Origin of the sequence: Paraferrimonas sedimenticola (assembly GCF_002282855.1) — a bacterium.
In the GTDB taxonomy this organism is placed as follows: Bacteria; Pseudomonadota; Gammaproteobacteria; order Enterobacterales; family Shewanellaceae; genus Paraferrimonas; species Paraferrimonas sedimenticola.
The window spans coordinates 54,904-71,152 of record NZ_NRIR01000004.1 but is presented as its reverse complement, the minus strand read 5'-3'; the positions used below and the strand labels follow the sequence as shown (position 1 = coordinate 71,152).

Genomic DNA, 16,249 nt, shown 5'->3' with positions numbered 1-16,249 from the left:
CGCTCAAACCGCGAGCGCAACATTCACATCCTAGGGTTGGATTTAAAGGTATTCGGCCCCGAGTACTAGCTCTTTTTCTGTCCAGCGAAGCAAGCCATAGGTCATGTAAACCGGCTGTCCTGAAGCGTAGAACTGATACACGCAGGCCATGTCTTTATTGTCGTTGACTATGATTTCTCGGCTAAACAGATGGCCCGACTCACCGAAGAAATGGCGTTGAGCGAACATATAGCGGCCAAAGCCGGTGCCATTCCCGTACACATCTGGGCCCAGGTATTGGCAGTTATTGTCCTTGCGCACTCGTAGCGATTTGAACTTGCGATTGATCACCCCTTCGATGGTGACAGTCTGCTCGGCATGCAGCATGTTGACCGGTTTATGCTCTATCACCACTCGGTTTTTACCCAAGTACTCTTGGTTCATGTCATACACGTCAAACTCGCCGACCCAAACACCCGCGTGCTTTACCGGCACAGTGTGGGGTGTGCGTCCAAGCTCGCGCTCAGACACCTGCCAGTCGGCGATTTTTGCCTGAGTTTCTGGGCTCTCATCACCGCTTTCGGTATTGATGTACAGACCATTCATCACTGCAACCAAAGTGTTGCCCTCGTACATTTGTGACGAGTAGGCCTGCAAACCCAACTCGGGAATGGTTTGGTTAAGCGTGTGCAGGTTGTAGTTCCAATAGGGCGAGTAGTAGTAAGAGTTCACAAGGTTGCCAAACGGCTGTCCGCTGCCGATGAAATCCGGCCCGGTATAGATGCGATCTTTATCGCTATCCACCACGCCAAACAGCTGGTCTTCGCCGCGTTCCATGCGCGATCTCAGCGGCCCATTGGTATCGAATTCATCGCGGATCCAATAAGTGGCTTGACCGTTTTTAAAGCTGCTTTCGCGGCTCACTTTATTCGCACCTACAAAGCTGCCATCGGCTTCAAACACACAGGGGTAGCCGTGCCACTCACCGGATATTTTTTGCTGAAAATCGCTGGGTTTATCGCTCATTGCTGGCCTCCTTGAAACACCGCTTTATGGGCTTTGACAAAATCAGCCAAGCTGCGCGGCGGACGTCCAACCACCTCTTCAAAGGTAGTGGTGGTATGGACATAATCGTCACTGGCAATGTCCACCAAGAGTTCGGTGACCACTGTTGCGTGCCAGGGCACCAGTACGGTTTCTAGGATGGCTTGATACTCGGCGGCGGGTATATCCACATAGCGGATTTCACGACCAAGCACTTGAGAGAAAATCTCGGCAGCGCGATCAAAGTCCATCAGCTCAGGACCGCTGATTTCATAGGATTGGCCGGCATGTTTGGCATCGCTTAATACTTCGGCCAAGAAAGCACCCACATCATCACAGTCCGTCATCGCTACTTTGCCTTTGCCGCTAGGGTAGGCGAACAGATTGTCGTGATTAATGGTGTAGGCGCTGGCCAGTAGGTTTTGCATAAAGAAGTTCGGACGGACAAAGCACCAATCCATGCCGCTGTCGCGAATTTGTTGCTCGATAGCCAAGTGCATTTGCGGCACTTGAGCATCCACTTCAGGGCGCGACTCCATCGAGGACAGTTTCACCACGTATTTCACTTGCTGAGCTTTTGCCACTTCAACTAGCAAGCTCTCCATGGCTTGCTGCTGTGGGCCATTGGGCAGCAGAATAAGCAGTTTGTCAGCGCCTTTCATGGCTTGCTCAAGCCTTGCCTTGTCATCGCAACTTCCCTGGACTAACTCGACTCCTAGCTCTTGCAGAAACTGTGCTTTGTTGCTGTCGCGCACGATGGCACGCAGTGGCAAGCCTTTTGCCGCCAGAGTCTTGGCGACCACAGCGCCAGTTTTGCCGGTGGCTCCAGTTAACAGAATCATTGAAGTGCTTCCTTTTTAAGCAATGGTGTTTACACATTATTTAATATTGTAAACAGTGTCAACACCAAAAAGCTCAGATATAATCCTGATATGAATCAGACACTAAGCAATACCCCTCGAGTCAATGAGGACAAAATCATAGAGGCTGCACTGGTGTGCTTTGGTCGCTATGGCTTTCAAAAAGCCTCGATGGCGGATGTCGCCAAGCAGGCTCAGTTGTCTCGAACCGCGCTTTATAAGTACTACAACAACAAAGAAAAACTCTTCTTGGCAATTTGCGATAAGGCCTTTAGCGAAGTGTCTGAAGCCATTCAGCTCGCGGCTCAAATTGAGGGTGAGCCACTGACGCGCTTACAGGCGATCTTCAGCGCTCGAATGCTGTGGTTTTTCAAGATGCTGGATTACGGGCCGCACGGGTTTGAGATGATCGACCAAAACCACAAGGTTAGTGGTGTCGTAGGCTCTAAAGCTAACCAAAAGTTTGTCGCGCGCATTGCGGGGTTGTTTGAAGAGGCGGAGGCATCTGGAGAGCTTGCACTCGCGGCGCAAAAAGTATCACCTATGTTCGCGGCCCAGTTGCTGGTGGACTCCGCTGACGGAGTGCTGGCTGAAACCCATCACAAAGATGAGCTTCAGCAGCGAGTGGCTTTGTTGATTCGAGTGTTTTGGCAAGGATTGGCGGTTAGGTAGATTGCGCTGCTCTGTCATTCTCGCGCCGCCGTTGTCATTCTCGCGAAAGCGGGAATCTAGCCACTCGCTATTTGCAGTTGGGTAGATCCCCAGTCAAGCTGAGGATGACGAGGATGACGAGGATGACGAGGATGACGAGGATGACGGGATGACAGGGATGACAAAACGTCTTTCCTACCTAGCTAAACCCTATCTGCACCGCCACCACGATAAAGGCGATAGAAATCGCCGCCAGTATCAACATAAAGCGCCACACAAACTTAGCCCACACGAACCAGTCCACCTTACACACGCCCAAGCAACCAATCAGCGCTGCGGAGGTTGGAATGATGATGTTGGTAAAGCCATCGCCTAGCTGGAAGGCCAACACCGCAATCTGGCGCGACAAGCCAAGAATATCCGCCAAGGGTGCCATAATCGGCATGGTTAACGCTGCCTGACCAGAGCCTGAGGCGATAAAGAAATTAAACACCGACTGGAACAAGTACATGCAAATCGCCGACAGGGTTTGCGGCAAGTCGCCCAGCGCCTGTCCTGTATAGTGCAGTAGGGTATTCAGCACCGAGGCTTGGTCCGCCTGATCGCCACCAAGCACAATCACAATCCCCTTGGCCATACCTACAATCATGGCGGCTGGTAATAACTCTTTGGCGCCGCTCTTAAAGGCATTTGCCACTTGATTGATGGTCATCCGCCCGCAAGCGATGGCGAAGATGCCCACTACTACACCTAAGGTGAAGAACTGACTGGCCAACTCAGGAATGTAATAGCCGCGAGCAATTACGCCCCAAATCACCCAAATAATCCCGGCTAAGAAGGTGCTCAAAATCAGGCCGTCGGTCTTGCTAAAGCGCGCATTCGACAGACTGTCTAAGCCTTGAATCGGTGAACTGTCAGGGCACACCGACAGCTCGGGTTGGCGCTTAATTTTGGCCGCGTAGTGCATGGTAAACACCACACCAACCGCAGTGAACACCACCCACATCACGATACGGAAGTTCATCCCAGACATCAGTGGAATGTCGGCAATCCCCTGAGCAATGGCCACGCTAAAGGGGTTCATCCAAGAGGCGGCAAAGCCAATCTGGGTCGATGCGTAGGCCACTAACACAGTGACGACACCGTCGTAGCCCAGCGCCCGCATTAACGGCAGCAAGACAATACAAAAGGCAATCGACTCTTCGCCCATTCCAAAGATGGCACCACCGGCGGAAAACAGAACAAACAGCAGTGGAATAAACATCACCTCTAGCTGCTTGGTGTTGTTAATCAGGGTCAAAATGCCGTTATCAATTGCCTTGGTTTGCATGATGATGCCAAACGCACCACCGGTGAGGATGATGAACATCATCACCCCAATCGCCGAGCCCCACTTACTGCCCGACACCATGCCCTCAAAGGCGAAGTTCAAAAAGCCAATCTCACCGTGCTCGGCAAACAAGGGCACCCCTTGATAGTCCTCGGCAAATTGAAAGCTCCCTGCAACTAGCTCTTTCTTGTTGGTGTCTGGGTTCATCACCACTTCAAAAAAACCGGCGGGAATAAAGTGAGTGGCAATGGCTGCAACCAGCACCACAAAAAACAAAATCACCAGCGCATCGGGCATGGCCTTATTGGTGTGGTTGGGCATGGGTTGCATCAAACCGGACTGAGGCACGGCTTGATTGTCGGCAGATTGGGGCTGATTCGAGCTCATAAGGGGCGATTAGGTCCTAGTGTTTTTTATTTTTTTAAGAGGGCTAGTAAAACACGAGAAGGGCGCAAGGCGTAAAACAAAATGGGTAAAAGGTGTATTAGTGCGGGCTTTTGTTAATCAGGAGCGGGTGCGGCAACCAATTGCTAGCAAGTTTGTAACCCCTCGCCAAAGTGGGTTAGAGCTGGTGCCTCGTGAGAAAGCTCCAGCCCTACAAGCAGTTTAGTCAGCTATCTTAACCACAACTCGACCGCGCACTTTATTGCTCAGCAGGTCTTTGGCGACACCAATCGCCTCATCCAAGCTTATGGTGCGGCTAATGTCGGCCAAGTCTTTGGCCTCCAACAACTCGGCCAAGCGCTGCCAAGCCTGCTCGCGATCCGCGAGCGGTCGCATCACAGAATCGATGCCGTACAGCGTTACGCCACGCAAAATGAAAGGCGCGACCGAAGATGGGAAGTCCATCCCTTGGGCCAAACCACAAGCCGCGACTGCTCCGCCGTATTGAGTCGCGGCGCAAGCATTGGCCAGTGTATGGCTGCCCACACAATCGACCACCGCCGCCCAGCGCTCGCGTTGCAGTGGCTTTCCTTTCTCAGACAAGCTGGCGCGATCAATTACCTCGCTGGCGCCCAAGCCTTTAAGGTAATCCGCTTCTTCAGCGCGCCCGGTGGACGCCACTACTTGATAACCCAGTTTGTTCAAAAGGGTAATAGCAAAGCTGCCCACACCGCCGGCGGCGCCGGTAACCAACACCTCGCCTTTGTCTGGCGTAATACCGTGTTTTTCAATGGCGAGCACACACAGCATGGCGGTATAGCCAGCGGTGCCGACAGCCATGGCATCGGTTGGCGAGATGCCATCAGGCAAGGCAATCAACCAATCGGCTTTTAAGCTGGCCTTTTCGGCTAAGCCACCCCAATGGGTCTCACCGACGCCAAAACCGTTGAGCAGCACCAAATCACCGCTCTTAAATCGTTCTGAAGCGCTATTGGTAACTCGGCCGACCAAATCAATACCCGGCACCATGGGCCACTGACGGACCACAGGAGCGGCACCGGTAATGGCCAGACCGTCTTTGTAATTTAGGGTGGACGCTAGCACGTCCAGTTGCACATCCGCTTCGGGCAAGTCGGACTCATTAAGGCTGACAACTTGGGCTTGAGTGCCTTGCTCGCTTTGTTGCAGTTGGATGGCTTTGAACATGGTGATTCGCTCCTATTACGAATATACGAATGCCGAATTAATTAGGCGGATGCCTGTGGCGCACAGTTTAGTAATTAACATAGTCGCCTTACGCCGATTCGTCTGTGTGTTTGTCTGACATAAGCCGAACCCGCAGGTTCGAACTACACTGATAGGGCGGTGGATTTGTGCTTAGCCATCGCCGAAAGGTCAAAAGGGAGTGACCGATGGACAGCTCGATTCAAACCCTCGCTCAGTTGATTCATGGACACAGTGCCGCGGCCTGTTTTGGCCGAGAAGCCCAGCTTGCCCAATTGCACCAACTACACCAAGCGGCCTTGCCGGTTTGCACTTGTATCTACGGGGCTCCAGGGATTGGCAAAACTTGCTTGATGGAGCACTTTGTCAGCCAGTGCCAAGACGAGCCAGTGCGTTTTGTCATTTTGGATGCCAATGGCTTTAAGCCCACTGCGGCAGAATTAGAAGCGCAGCTCGCCACAGAGCTCAAATGCACCGCACAAACCGTGTTTGCCACCTTAGCCAGTCAGACGCAGCGGACGATTTTAATTATCGACAATTACCAGGCGATGCGACTATTAGACAATTGGCTAAGAGATTGTTTTCTCTCCCACTTGCCCGCGAACGTGCGTCTATTGCTCCTGTCGCAATGTCGCCCGAGTAGCACCTGGACAACGCGCTCGCCGTGGCAAGAGACTTGCCAGGTTATCGAACTTGGTCCTTTGTCTACGGATGAAACCCAAAGCTATTTTGCAGCCAAAGGCTACACCCAGACGCAAGTTAGGCAGCTCACTGAGCTCACTCAAGGCTTGCCAATTGCCATTAAGCTGGCCAGTGACACCTTAACCCCTGGTGGAGAAGGTGAGTTCAATCAACGCCAGTCGAATAACCTGCTGATTGAATTGGCTCAGGTATACCTTGAGAGCATGCCCGAGGCAGAATTAGGCCACCAAGGCTTGGCTCACAAGCTCAAACTCTTGTCTCCCTTGCGCCGAATAACCACAGAGGTACTGGATGCCATGTTTCCTGAGCAATCCAGTGCTCGTTTGTATCAGCGGCTAAAGACTTTGCCTTTTGTTAGCGAAAGCAGCGATGGTCTGCAGATCCAAGCTTCGGTGCAAGCGGCATTACTAGCGAGCTTGAACGCTGAGTCCAACAAGACGGTACAGGCCATCAAACGCAAGGCTTGGGCCATGCTCGCCAGCGAGCTTAAATCCAGTCATCAGCACAATCTGTGGCGCTTTACTGCAGATACCATCTACCTCTTATCGTCGCCAATCATTCGAGAGGCCTTCTTTCCTGAGCAACTGCCGTTTTTTGATGTGGTTGATGCCAAGGCTGACCAGGGGGAGCAAGTGCTGGCCATCGCCGAGCGCCACGAAAGTTCGGCGGCGCTGGCGATAACTCGGCGTTGGTGGCAACTCATGCCTCAAGCCTTTCGCTTAGTACTGAACCAAAATGGCGAAGTCGCCGGTTACTATCTGGCAATTGCTTCTGATGCGCTGCCCACCGGACTCTCTCAATCCGATCCCTTATTGCGGGCTTGGCAACACCATCTTAAGTCGCAGCGACTCAGTCGAACCCAAAATGCCTTGTTCATTCGACGCTGGTTGGCGAATGACGAGGGCGATGCCCCCTCCGTGGTTCAGGCGGCGGCTTGGCTTGACCTCAAGCGCACCTATTTGGAAATGTGGCCTTCGTTGCGACTGGTGTATTTAGCGGTAAACGACTTGGCTCCCTATGCGCAAACCGCAGGTTTTCTTGGGTTTACTCCGCACACTGAATTGTCGTCCAGCTTGGGCGAGCAAAGCTATCACGGTGCAGTGTTAGATATGGGCCCTGCCTCAGTTAGAGGCTGGTTGCATGGCTTGCTCACCAAAGAGTTGGGGTTGCAGCCTGACCAATTGCTCGATGCGGCGCACCAGTGTTTGCTGGTGGATGGCGAGTCGATACCGCTAACTGGGTTGGAGTTTAAGGTGGTTAGCCTGCTATCCAGTCAGATTGGGCAAGCGGTATCTCGCGAGTACTTGCTAAAGGTGGTGTGGGGCATTGAATACAGCACCAGTTCCAATGTGGTGGATGCGATCATTACTAATTTGAGACGAAAAATGGCGAACCAAGCTCATCGAATTGAGACGGTTCGCGGTATGGGTTATCGGCTGACTCAGGCCTAAAACTCAGTAATTCTCATACTAATCTCATAATTGAAATGACGCGCTGGCCTAGACTCAAAGGGTTGTCGCAACAACCGAATTTGAAATCACTAAAAGGATGGAACTATGTCCGCATCACTGTTTGAACGACTTGGCGGTGAAGAAGGAATTCGCAAGATTTCCAACGACGTCGTCGATTTACACCTAGACAATGCCAGCATCGCGGCGCGATTTGCCGGCAGCAATCTCGAGCGACTAAAAGCTAACGTTGCCGCTTTCTTTATCTCCGGCAGCGGCGGCCCGCAGATCTATGAAGGCAAAGATATGCTGGCGGCGCACAAACACATGAACATCAGCGACCAAGAGTACATGGCAGCGGTGGATGATGTGATGACAGCGCTGGAACGCAACGGCATTGGCGCCACAGAAAAAGGCGAGATCCTGTATATCTTTTACAGCCTTCGCCCCCAAGTGGTGGGTGTATAGCCCAAATCCAACTGTGAATCGGGGCCTAGGGGCCTCGATTTTTTGTCGCGGTGAGTCATCCAACTTTGGCTGAGTGGACTATCTTTGTATTGAATAATCAATAAGGTAGGAAGCGCTATGGCCAAGCCGGTAATTGCCGATAACAAGCCCAAGAAAGTCGAGCTAAGTAAGGGCGACACCATCTATTTTTGCGCCTGTGGGCGCTCTAAAAACCAACCCTTTTGCGACGGGTCCCACAAGGGCACTGACTTTAAACCGCTAGCGCATACCCCTGATGAAGACGGTGAAGCCTACCTGTGCCAGTGCAAACACAGTAATAATCTGCCTTTTTGCGATGGTAGCCATAAACAGTTTGATGCCGAGCAAGTGGGTCAAGAAGGGCCAGGCGTGTCTGCGCAACAAGAAGGTGCGCCTAGCGCTGAGCCCACCACCGAAGAACCCACTGTGTCCTTTATTCATCAGCTTGCCCGCGAGGGGTTATCTAAACTTGGCCACCACGGCCCCATGACCTCTATGGGGGTGCCAAGGCACCAACTGCCTCACTGGGATGACATTCAGCTGATGGTGGCGCAAATGGCCACCAAGCCTCTAATGGAAGATGCACCAGTGGCTACCGAGCTGGTGATTGGTCCGCAGGCGGACAAGCCGCTTAAACTGGCCATTCCGCTGTTTGTGTCGGACATGAGTTTTGGCGCGCTCTCCGAAGAGGCGAAAGTGGCATTAGCCAAAGGTGCTGAATTAGCGGGCACCGGCATTTGTTCAGGTGAGGGTGGCATGCTGCCCGAAGAGCAGGCAGCCAACTCTCGCTATTTTTATGAGCTGGCGAGCGCTCAATTCGGCTATTCGGAAGATAAGCTCAAACAAGTCCAAGCGTTTCATTTTAAAGGCGGGCAAGGTGCTAAAACCGGCACCGGTGGCCATCTACCGGGCAACAAGAACATAGGCAAAATCTCCGAAGTACGTGGCATACCGGTTGGCGAGCCGGCCATCTCGCCCCCCACCTTTAAAGACTTGGCTAGCGTGGATGACTTTAAGCGCTTTGGCGAGCGAGTGCGTGAGATCACTGGCGGTATTCCGATTGGCTTTAAGCTCAGTGCCAATCACATCGAGGCGGATATGCAGTTTGCGCTAGATGCGGGTGCTGATTACATCATTCTTGATGGACGCGGAGGTGGTACCGGGGCGGCACCTGAGATGTTTCGCGATCATATCAGTGTGCCTACGATCCCAGCTCTAGCTCGAGCGCGACGCTTTCTCGACGAGAAAGGGGCTAGTGGCAGAGTAACCTTAATCATTACCGGGGGGCTTCGCGTTCCCATGGACTTTGTTAAAGCGATGGCGCTCGGTGCTGATGGAGTGGCGCTATCTAATAGCGCGATGCAAGCGATAGGCTGCGTGGCCGCACGCATGTGCAACACCAACCTGTGTCCTGCGGGGATTGCCACCCAAAACAAAGATTTGCGCCAAAGGCTAAATGTCGACAAGTCGGCGGGACAGCTTAAGAATTTCTTTGAGGCGTCAACGGAATTGATGCAAGTGATGGCACGCGCCTGTGGCCATCACTCGCTAGCGCAATTTAACGCAAACGACCTAGCCACCTGGCACGAGCAGATGGCTAAGCTAACCGGCATTCGCTACGCCGGTGTTGGCAAGCTTTAGAAGGCTTCGCCAAAGCGCAGGTAAAAGGTGGTGCCGTTGCCTTCAGAGGTTGCGATATCGGCACCAATCACCAAACCTTCTTCGCGGTTTAGGGTGTAGCGAGCACCGATACCAGCCGATGGTATTAAGCGAGACTCTTTGCCAAATAGCTTATCTATGCTATCGCCAATGGCTGCCGCACCAGCAAACACCACGCCGCCCCAAGTTTCGTTGAAGTTGTGGCGGTACTCGACTTCGCCCTGAAGCACCGCATTGCCCTTGTACTTGTTCCAGTCGAAACCGCGAATGTCTGGGTGTGCTAGCTGGTAAATGGGCACATTGCCAATAGAGTTACGACTGCCGATGCGATAAGCCAACACGTGATCCCCAAGCGGGATGTAGTGATTCAGCTTCACGTTGGCGTAGTGGTATGGCTTACCAGTGTCGCGATTCTTGCGGTAATGCAGGGTTTTGGCTTCTACCAACAGACCTTTGCGGGCAGCGAGGAAATTATCGCGAGTGTCGTAACTCACCACAAAACCGGCAGCACTGTTGTTGCCACCCATCAGATGGTTAAACACTTTGCGCTCATCGTCTGGTACGTCTTCACGTAAGTTGGCTCTGCCGCCGCTATAAAGGGCATGAATACCTGCGTACAGATTCGGAATGATTTGCTTGCGAATTGAGCCGTACAAGAAAGTCGAATTGCTGGCGTATTTGGCCGGCTCGGGTAATGGCGCGCCACCGGCACCATAGTATTTCAGGTTCAGACCAAAGTAGCCCGCATAAACCTCGGCACGCCACGCATCGTTGGCAAACATGTGGTCATGGCCAACAATCCCCATGTAACTTTTGGTATCCGTGTACTGAGCGTAGGCAAAGGACACCGAAGGTTTGGTGGCACCTTCTGCGCGCTCGTGAATGTACATGGCATTGACCCCAAGCCCAGCACCAAGCGCGTCGTCGGTAACCGGTACCGGCATGACGGCAAATTTGGTGTCTTTTTTCTCAGCTTGTTGTTCGCTTTCTTCCACTGTGTCAGCCACGGCCCACAAAGGCGAGATGCTCAACAGACTTGAGCACAAAAGAGTCTTAAATTTCATTGAATGGGCGCTTCCTGAATTCGCAGTCTAGCTGCGATACAAATCAAAACGCGCAGTTAATCAGAGTTAAAGCGGCAAGACTGTGTGTGAACTCCTTTCGGGTGTGGCAATTTGCTCTTTATCCGCAACATTTGAGCGGAGAAAACACTAGCTATCCCACTGACTCAAAATGGTTTTGCGAATATCGGTTATTGCCGCTAAACCCGCTTGGCGTTCTTCTTGGTCAGGGCTGACTTTGGGGTAATGGCAAGTCTCAAGCATTTGGCTCACTCGCTCGCTTAGAAAGCGGCTTTTAGCACCGTAGACGTGCTTGTCACCCCAACTTTGCTGCTCTGGCACCCAGTATTTTAAGGGTTGCATCAGGTGCAACTGGTCCTTGGCTCGCGTCATGGCCACGTAAAGCAAGCGGCGCTCTTCTTCCATGGCACGTGAATCGCGCACCGCGTACTCGTTGGGAAAATTGCCATCGGCGACATTCAGTAAGAATACGTTTTGCCACTCTTGTCCCTTGGCGCTGTGCACCGTGGAGAGAATCAAAAAGTCGTCGTCGATTAAGGCCGAGTCGCACAAGTCGCCGCTGGACTGCGGTGGGTCAAGTGTCAGCTCGGTTAAAAAACGCTCGCGATTGGGGTATTGCTGAGAGATTTGTACCAATTGCTCTACATCACCCCAACGAGCAAAGTGGTCTTCGTAGTTGTGCTCAAGCAAGCCTTGATAGGCCTTAGCGGCTTGCTCTAGTTGTTGCTGCCAAGGCAGGCTACCAGCATTGATAGCCAATACACTATGTAGCACTTGGCTGTAGCACTCGCGCGCGGCTTCTGGCATAAGCACATCACCTAGGCTCGATAGCCGGAATTGGTGGGAGGCGAGGTGATTCAGTGCTTTCTCAGCGATTTTAGGACCGACTCCAGGCAGTAACTTGAGCAGGCGAAACCCAGAGATCTTGTGTTTGGGGTTATCTGCCCAACGCAGTAAGCACAGCAGGTCTTTAACATGAGCCGCTTCTAAAAACTTAAGCCCACCGTGTTTCACATAGGGTATGTTACGACGGGTTAGCTCGAGCTCTAAGCGGTCACTGTGGTAGCTACTGCGAAACAACACGGCTTGGCGTTTGAGCTCGACCCCTGACTCTCGCGCCGCCAGCACCTGCTCTACTATGTACTCCGCCTGTTTGGCATCGTCCTCAACCGTCACTAGCTTGGGCTTGACCCCCAGCGGCTTGTCGCTGTTGAGTTTGACCTTATAACCCTCAGCGCTCTCTTCGAGCAGGGTATTGGATAAGTCCAGAATCTTTTGATGGGAGCGGTAGTTATGCTGCAGCGCAATCACCTTAGCCGGTGGCTCAAACTGCTGAGGAAAGTTGAGAATGTTATCCACACTGGCGGCGCGAAAACCATAGATAGATTGGGCGTCATCGCCAACCACGGTTAGTCCGCGACCGTCAGGGAACAAGCGGGTCAGCAAACCCGCCTGCAATTGATTGGTGTCTTGATATTCATCCACCAACACATAATCGAAGCGCTCACGCACCTGCTTGGAAATTTCGGGGACTTCGGCCATGTGATAGGCGTACAACAGCAGGTCGTCGTAATCTAGGCTGAGTTGCTCGGCTTTGGTTTTGGCATAGGCGCTAAATAACTGCTTAAGTTGCTCGGGCCAATCGCTGCAATGGGGAAAGTGTTGCTTTACGATTTCTTCAATGGGTTGTTGGCTGTTTACACAGCGCGAATAAATATCCAGACAGGTCTTCTTTTTGGGAAAGCGGCGGTGAGTTTTGCTAAAGCCCAGTTCGTGCCTGAGCACATCGAGCATGTCGGCTGAGTCGTTTCTATCGAGTACGGTAAAGTCGCTTTCCAAGCCTATGGCTGGGGCAAACTCCCGCAGTAAGCGCGCTGAAATCGAATGAAAGGTTCCCATCCATTCAATCTTGGCGGCCAGCTTTGATTTCTTTTGCATAGCCAACGTCTGCTCGACAATTCGATTGGCGCGGGAGGCGAGCTCCGCGGCGGCGCGTCGAGCAAAGGTCACCAGTAAGATTTTTTCAGGCGGCACACCGCTTAAAATCAATTGGGCCGTCTTGTGCGCCAGCGTGTTGGTTTTACCCGTACCCGCGCCGGCAATGATCAGCAAAGGGCCGCTTTCAGATTGCTCGGGCAGTCCGTAATGAACCGCTTCGGTTTGTTGGCTATTGAGTTGAACGCTAGGCAGCATAGGAATTTCCGCAGAGTATTGGCACTTAAGCCAATGTACCCGAAAATACCAATGCTGTATAGATATACAGTACCCGGTTGTCGTGGGATTAGTCGTCGTGGGATTAGTTATCGTGGGAAAAGTAACCGTGCTCGATGAAGTGAACCACTTCGCGACTAACATCTTCGCTGTAACGCATGGCGGCATGGCCCACTTTTAGGCGAATAAAGTCTTTCATAGACGCTACCTTAGTGGACTCCACTGAAACCAAGCCGTCGTTGGCGTGAGTAAACAAATGCTTGGTTAATGGGCTGGATTTTGTTCCGGCAATCACCCCGACAGGCCAGTCGATTTGCGACATTTTCTGCCACTGTGCAATGGCCTCGGAACTTAAAGAGGCGGGCGCGCCACCGCCTAGTTGCATCAGCCAGCCACCTTCGAGCCAGTCGGCGACTTCGCTACCGTGACTTGGGGTACCAACTAACACCACTTCTCCCAGTTGTCCTTTGGGTAACACGAGCTGTCGATGATTGAGGTAGCTGGTAATCACTAGACCGCCCATAGAGTGTCCAACAAAATGCACTCGCTGATGACTAGTGAGGCAAGCGTCGATTTGAGCGCGGGTTTGCTCAAGCACTTGTTGCACGCTAACGCCTATGGTGCGGTAGTCCAAGCGGCAGACTTTGTAGCCGGATTTTTCGAGTCGATAGCGCATCATCCACATGGATTTGTCACCGCGACCCAGACCGTGGGCAAGCACTATTAGCTCTTGAGCTTCCGCCTTAGTGGTTGCTGCAGCGATGGCGGGCATAGCGCCAACGCTGGCCAACAACAGGGCGAGGGGAAGCCAATAACCTGCCATGGGTTAGTCGCTCTTGGTAGGCATTTGCTCTAGCGATTGGTCAAACACGCGATAGCGATTCTTGCCAGAGATTTTGGCTTGGTACATGGCTTGATCCGCATAGCGAATCAGGGTGTCCATATCCTTGGCGTAGTCCGGGTAGAGCACAGCGCCAATCGAGGCGGACATAGTGAAGCTGTGAGTCGATATGCGAAACGGTTGTTGCAGGGATTCAAGAATTCGCTTCAAGCAAACATCGGCGTCTGAGTCTTGCTCGATACCCTGAATGATGAAGGTGAATTCATCGCCCCCTTGGCGGGAAAGAGTATCTTGCTCGCGAATACTGGCCGAGAGTCGAATCGCCACCTGTTTGAGTAGCTCATCGCCCAGAGTGTGGCCATATTGGTCGTTGACCGCCTTAAATTCGTCTAGGTCCAAAAAGCCCACCAATACCTTGTGCTTAGAGCGTTTTGACGCCGCAACCATCTGACGGAATCGATCGGCAAACAACAAGCGGCTTGGCAGGTCGGTGAGCGGGTCGTAGTTGGCCAAGTACTCCAACTGTTCCCTGTGCTCTTTTTGCTCAGTGATATTTTGGAAGGTGCCTACCAACTTGAGCAGTTGACCGTTTTCTTTAATGGCACGTCCTAGAGTGCGCACCCAAATTCGACGACCGGTATAAGTGATAAAACGAAACTCGCGATCCCAACCGCCACCGTGTTCGATTTCGTTTTGGATCATCTCTTCGACCAGCGGTCTATCTTCGGGCACGTAGAAGTTAATCGCTTCGTTGAGCTCTGGCTCCCAGCCATCGGGCACTTCGTGAATCTTGTAGGTTTGCTCGTCCCAATGCGGAGTGCCGGTGAGCATGTCAAGCTCCCACACACCGATACCGTTCATTTCGGTGGCTTGGGAGAAGAGCAGAGAGCGTTTTTCTTGCTCTCGTTTTTGCTCGTAAACGTCGCTGAGATCGCTGAAGATCGCCGCGTACCCCAACAGCTTGCCATTGTCATCGTTAATGCTTGAAGCGGTCAGTAGTTCGGGAACCAGTTCGCCGTCTTTTTTTCGAGTCCACAGCTCACCGCGCCAAGAACCATGCTCGGCAATGTGGGCGTGAATATCGGCGTAAAATTCTGGCGTGTGACGATCAGAGCGAAGGATTTGCGAGTTGCGCCCGATGAGCTCGTCGGCGCGGTAGCCAGACGAGGCCAGTCGAAATTGGTTTACATTGAGAATTGTGCCGCTGGGATCGGTAACAATCATACCTTCTTGGGCGTCGTCTAATACCTTCATCACCCAGCTTTGATGTTCGCCTAGCTCGTATTGTGACTCGGACTGTTGAGCGTGGCTGGCCAGTCGAGTAAAGATCCAGCCAATGGCTGCGCCGCCAGCAAACAGCAGCAGGGCAAAAATCCAAGGCAGACTTTCAAAAGATGCCGGTTCCGACATGTCGAATTCTCTTGTTGTTGTTTTAGTTTTAAGGGTATCGCTTTCCTACCGTTAGCATACTGTTTCGCTTGGTTAATTGATAGCCAGCATCGCTCATGCTCAATAGGAAACGGCGGCGTCACGGGAGACGCCGCCTGCCGCATTAGCAAAGGGGTGAGGGTGAACCCTTACTAGCGCGATTCTTTGAGGACTTGTTCGGTCAGCTTAACTAAGTCGGGAGCGACGTAGTCAGCTGGCTGAGCAAGGGCAAACTGGTACTTGCCAGGACGCTGAACAAAGCCGGTCTGTAAACCCGCATTGGCGGCGCCTGCGATGTCCCAGGCGTGTGCGGCTATCAGCATGGCGTCTTGCGGTGCTACATCCATTTTCTCCAACGCCCATTGATAAACCCGTAAATCTGGCTTGTAGATTTGTAGGTGTTCCACCGTTAGCGAGCCATCGAAGTACTCGGTTAGCTTGGCGTTGTTTAACTGGCTGGCAATGCCTGCATCCGATGAATTGGTCAAAGTCACCAGCTTGATACCCGATTGCTTGAGAGTTGTAAGGGCTTTTACCACTTCAACATGGGGCTGTAGGTCGCGAAACGGAGTGGCAATGGCTTGTTTAGCTTGCTCGGGTGTGAGGTCTATTTGGTGCTGTTGTGCCACCAGTTGTAGCGCTGCTACACCGATCTCACCAAAGTGGTGGTAGTCACCAATGGCATTGCTGACCAAGGAGTAGTGCAGCATGGTGGTAAACCATGGGCCGACCAAGTCGTCGCGACCGTCCAGTGCACGAGTGACCGACTGAGCTACGTTGCCCAAGTCCAACAAGGTTTCGTTAACGTCGAAAAAGATAACTTTGGGTTGACTGGATGGCTCAATCGCTGCGCTGCTAGGGGTACTTACCAGGCCGGTGGCTAGCAGCAGCGATGCCAGTAGGTTTTTTTTCATGATTCT

The 16,249-nt window shown here is 52.5% G+C and carries 13 protein-coding genes; 4 read left to right on the top strand and 9 right to left on the bottom strand.

What is annotated here, in order from left to right; all coding sequences use genetic code 11:
* Positions 1–42: 42 nt before the first annotated feature.
* Entirely contained in the window at positions 43–1,005 is a 963-nt protein-coding gene (locus CLC93_RS08360) for a hypothetical protein (RefSeq protein WP_095505512.1), read from the bottom strand.
* The gene (locus CLC93_RS08355; RefSeq protein WP_095505511.1) at positions 1,002–1,865 is read right to left on the bottom strand and encodes an SDR family oxidoreductase; all 864 of its coding nucleotides are present in this window, start codon (positions 1,863–1,865) and stop codon (positions 1,002–1,004) included. The genes CLC93_RS08360 and CLC93_RS08355 overlap by 4 nt, the downstream gene beginning before the upstream one ends.
* A gap of 90 nt (positions 1,866–1,955) precedes the next feature.
* Between CLC93_RS08355 and CLC93_RS08350 the strand changes: the two genes are divergently transcribed.
* Positions 1,956–2,555 (top strand): TetR/AcrR family transcriptional regulator, encoded by a 600-nt coding sequence (locus CLC93_RS08350; protein ID WP_095505510.1) that lies wholly within the window; start codon positions 1,956–1,958, stop codon positions 2,553–2,555.
* A gap of 178 nt (positions 2,556–2,733) precedes the next feature.
* On the opposite strand, the gene yfcC is transcribed toward CLC93_RS08350, so the two are convergent.
* A complete protein-coding gene (gene yfcC / locus CLC93_RS08345) occupies positions 2,734–4,194 on the bottom strand; it encodes a putative basic amino acid antiporter YfcC (protein WP_425439844.1) in 1,461 nt (486 codons plus the stop codon).
* A gap of 276 nt (positions 4,195–4,470) precedes the next feature.
* On the bottom strand, positions 4,471–5,454 hold the full coding sequence (acuI, locus tag CLC93_RS08340; RefSeq protein ID WP_095505509.1) for an acrylyl-CoA reductase (NADPH): 984 nt from the start codon (positions 5,452–5,454) through the stop codon (positions 4,471–4,473).
* A gap of 206 nt (positions 5,455–5,660) precedes the next feature.
* Here acuI and CLC93_RS08335 point away from each other — a divergent pair, with 206 nt between their 5' ends.
* The 3 genes from CLC93_RS08335 to CLC93_RS08325 all read left to right on the top strand — a co-directional run bounded on the left by CLC93_RS08335 (position 5,661) and on the right by CLC93_RS08325 (position 9,749).
* The gene (locus CLC93_RS08335; protein ID WP_095505508.1) at positions 5,661–7,625 is read left to right on the top strand and encodes a winged helix-turn-helix domain-containing protein; all 1,965 of its coding nucleotides are present in this window, start codon (positions 5,661–5,663) and stop codon (positions 7,623–7,625) included.
* Positions 7,626–7,730: 105 nt separating this feature from the next.
* Positions 7,731–8,090 carry a group I truncated hemoglobin gene (locus CLC93_RS08330; RefSeq protein WP_095505507.1) on the top strand — a complete coding sequence of 120 codons (360 nt, stop codon included), beginning with the start codon at positions 7,731–7,733 and terminating at the stop codon, positions 8,088–8,090.
* A gap of 117 nt (positions 8,091–8,207) precedes the next feature.
* Complete coding sequence (locus CLC93_RS08325) at positions 8,208–9,749, top strand: glutamate synthase-related protein (protein ID WP_095505506.1); 1,542 nt, start codon at positions 8,208–8,210, stop codon at positions 9,747–9,749.
* Here the strand turns inward: CLC93_RS08325 and CLC93_RS08320 are convergent.
* From CLC93_RS08320 to CLC93_RS08300, 5 genes are all read right to left on the bottom strand, one after another.
* The gene (locus CLC93_RS08320) at positions 9,746–10,831 is read right to left on the bottom strand and encodes a BamA/TamA family outer membrane protein (protein ID WP_095505505.1); all 1,086 of its coding nucleotides are present in this window, start codon (positions 10,829–10,831) and stop codon (positions 9,746–9,748) included. The genes CLC93_RS08325 and CLC93_RS08320 overlap by 4 nt on opposite strands.
* 147 nt (positions 10,832–10,978) lie before the next feature.
* Positions 10,979–13,042, bottom strand: coding sequence for an ATP-dependent helicase (locus CLC93_RS08315; protein ID WP_095505504.1), 2,064 nt, complete (start codon positions 13,040–13,042; stop codon positions 10,979–10,981).
* Between the two features lie 103 nt (positions 13,043–13,145).
* Positions 13,146–13,883, bottom strand: a complete 738-nt coding sequence (locus tag CLC93_RS08310) for an alpha/beta fold hydrolase (RefSeq protein ID WP_095505503.1) — start codon at positions 13,881–13,883, stop codon at positions 13,146–13,148.
* Between the two features lie 3 nt (positions 13,884–13,886).
* A complete protein-coding gene (locus CLC93_RS08305; RefSeq protein ID WP_095505502.1) occupies positions 13,887–15,311 on the bottom strand; it encodes a diguanylate cyclase domain-containing protein in 1,425 nt (474 codons plus the stop codon).
* 170 nt (positions 15,312–15,481) lie between these two features.
* Positions 15,482–16,243: a haloacid dehalogenase type II gene (locus tag CLC93_RS08300; protein ID WP_095505501.1), complete on the bottom strand. Its 762-nt coding sequence runs from the start codon at positions 16,241–16,243 to the stop codon at positions 15,482–15,484.
* Positions 16,244–16,249 lie beyond the last annotated feature (6 nt).

Bases quoted from the DNA above. Each gene is read 5' to 3' on its own strand.
- yfcC (WP_425439844.1), bottom strand. From the start codon at position 4,194: ATGCAACCCATGCCCAACCACACCAATAAGGCCATGCCCGATGCGCTG.
- CLC93_RS08320 (WP_095505505.1), bottom strand. From the start codon at position 10,831: ATGAAATTTAAGACTCTTTTGTGCTCAAGTCTGTTGAGCATCTCGCCT.
- CLC93_RS08360 (WP_095505512.1), bottom strand. From the start codon at position 1,005: ATGAGCGATAAACCCAGCGATTTTCAGCAAAAAATATCCGGTGAGTGG.
- CLC93_RS08305 (WP_095505502.1), bottom strand. From the start codon at position 15,311: ATGTCGGAACCGGCATCTTTTGAAAGTCTGCCTTGGATTTTTGCCCTG.
- CLC93_RS08325 (WP_095505506.1), top strand. From the start codon at position 8,208: ATGGCCAAGCCGGTAATTGCCGATAACAAGCCCAAGAAAGTCGAGCTA.
- CLC93_RS08315 (WP_095505504.1), bottom strand. From the start codon at position 13,042: ATGCTGCCTAGCGTTCAACTCAATAGCCAACAAACCGAAGCGGTTCAT.
- CLC93_RS08355 (WP_095505511.1), bottom strand. From the start codon at position 1,865: ATGATTCTGTTAACTGGAGCCACCGGCAAAACTGGCGCTGTGGTCGCC.
- CLC93_RS08335 (WP_095505508.1), top strand. From the start codon at position 5,661: ATGGACAGCTCGATTCAAACCCTCGCTCAGTTGATTCATGGACACAGT.
- CLC93_RS08300 (WP_095505501.1), bottom strand. From the start codon at position 16,243: ATGAAAAAAAACCTACTGGCATCGCTGCTGCTAGCCACCGGCCTGGTA.
- CLC93_RS08330 (WP_095505507.1), top strand. From the start codon at position 7,731: ATGTCCGCATCACTGTTTGAACGACTTGGCGGTGAAGAAGGAATTCGC.
- CLC93_RS08350 (WP_095505510.1), top strand. From the start codon at position 1,956: ATGAATCAGACACTAAGCAATACCCCTCGAGTCAATGAGGACAAAATC.
- acuI (WP_095505509.1), bottom strand. From the start codon at position 5,454: ATGTTCAAAGCCATCCAACTGCAACAAAGCGAGCAAGGCACTCAAGCC.
- CLC93_RS08310 (WP_095505503.1), bottom strand. From the start codon at position 13,883: ATGGCAGGTTATTGGCTTCCCCTCGCCCTGTTGTTGGCCAGCGTTGGC.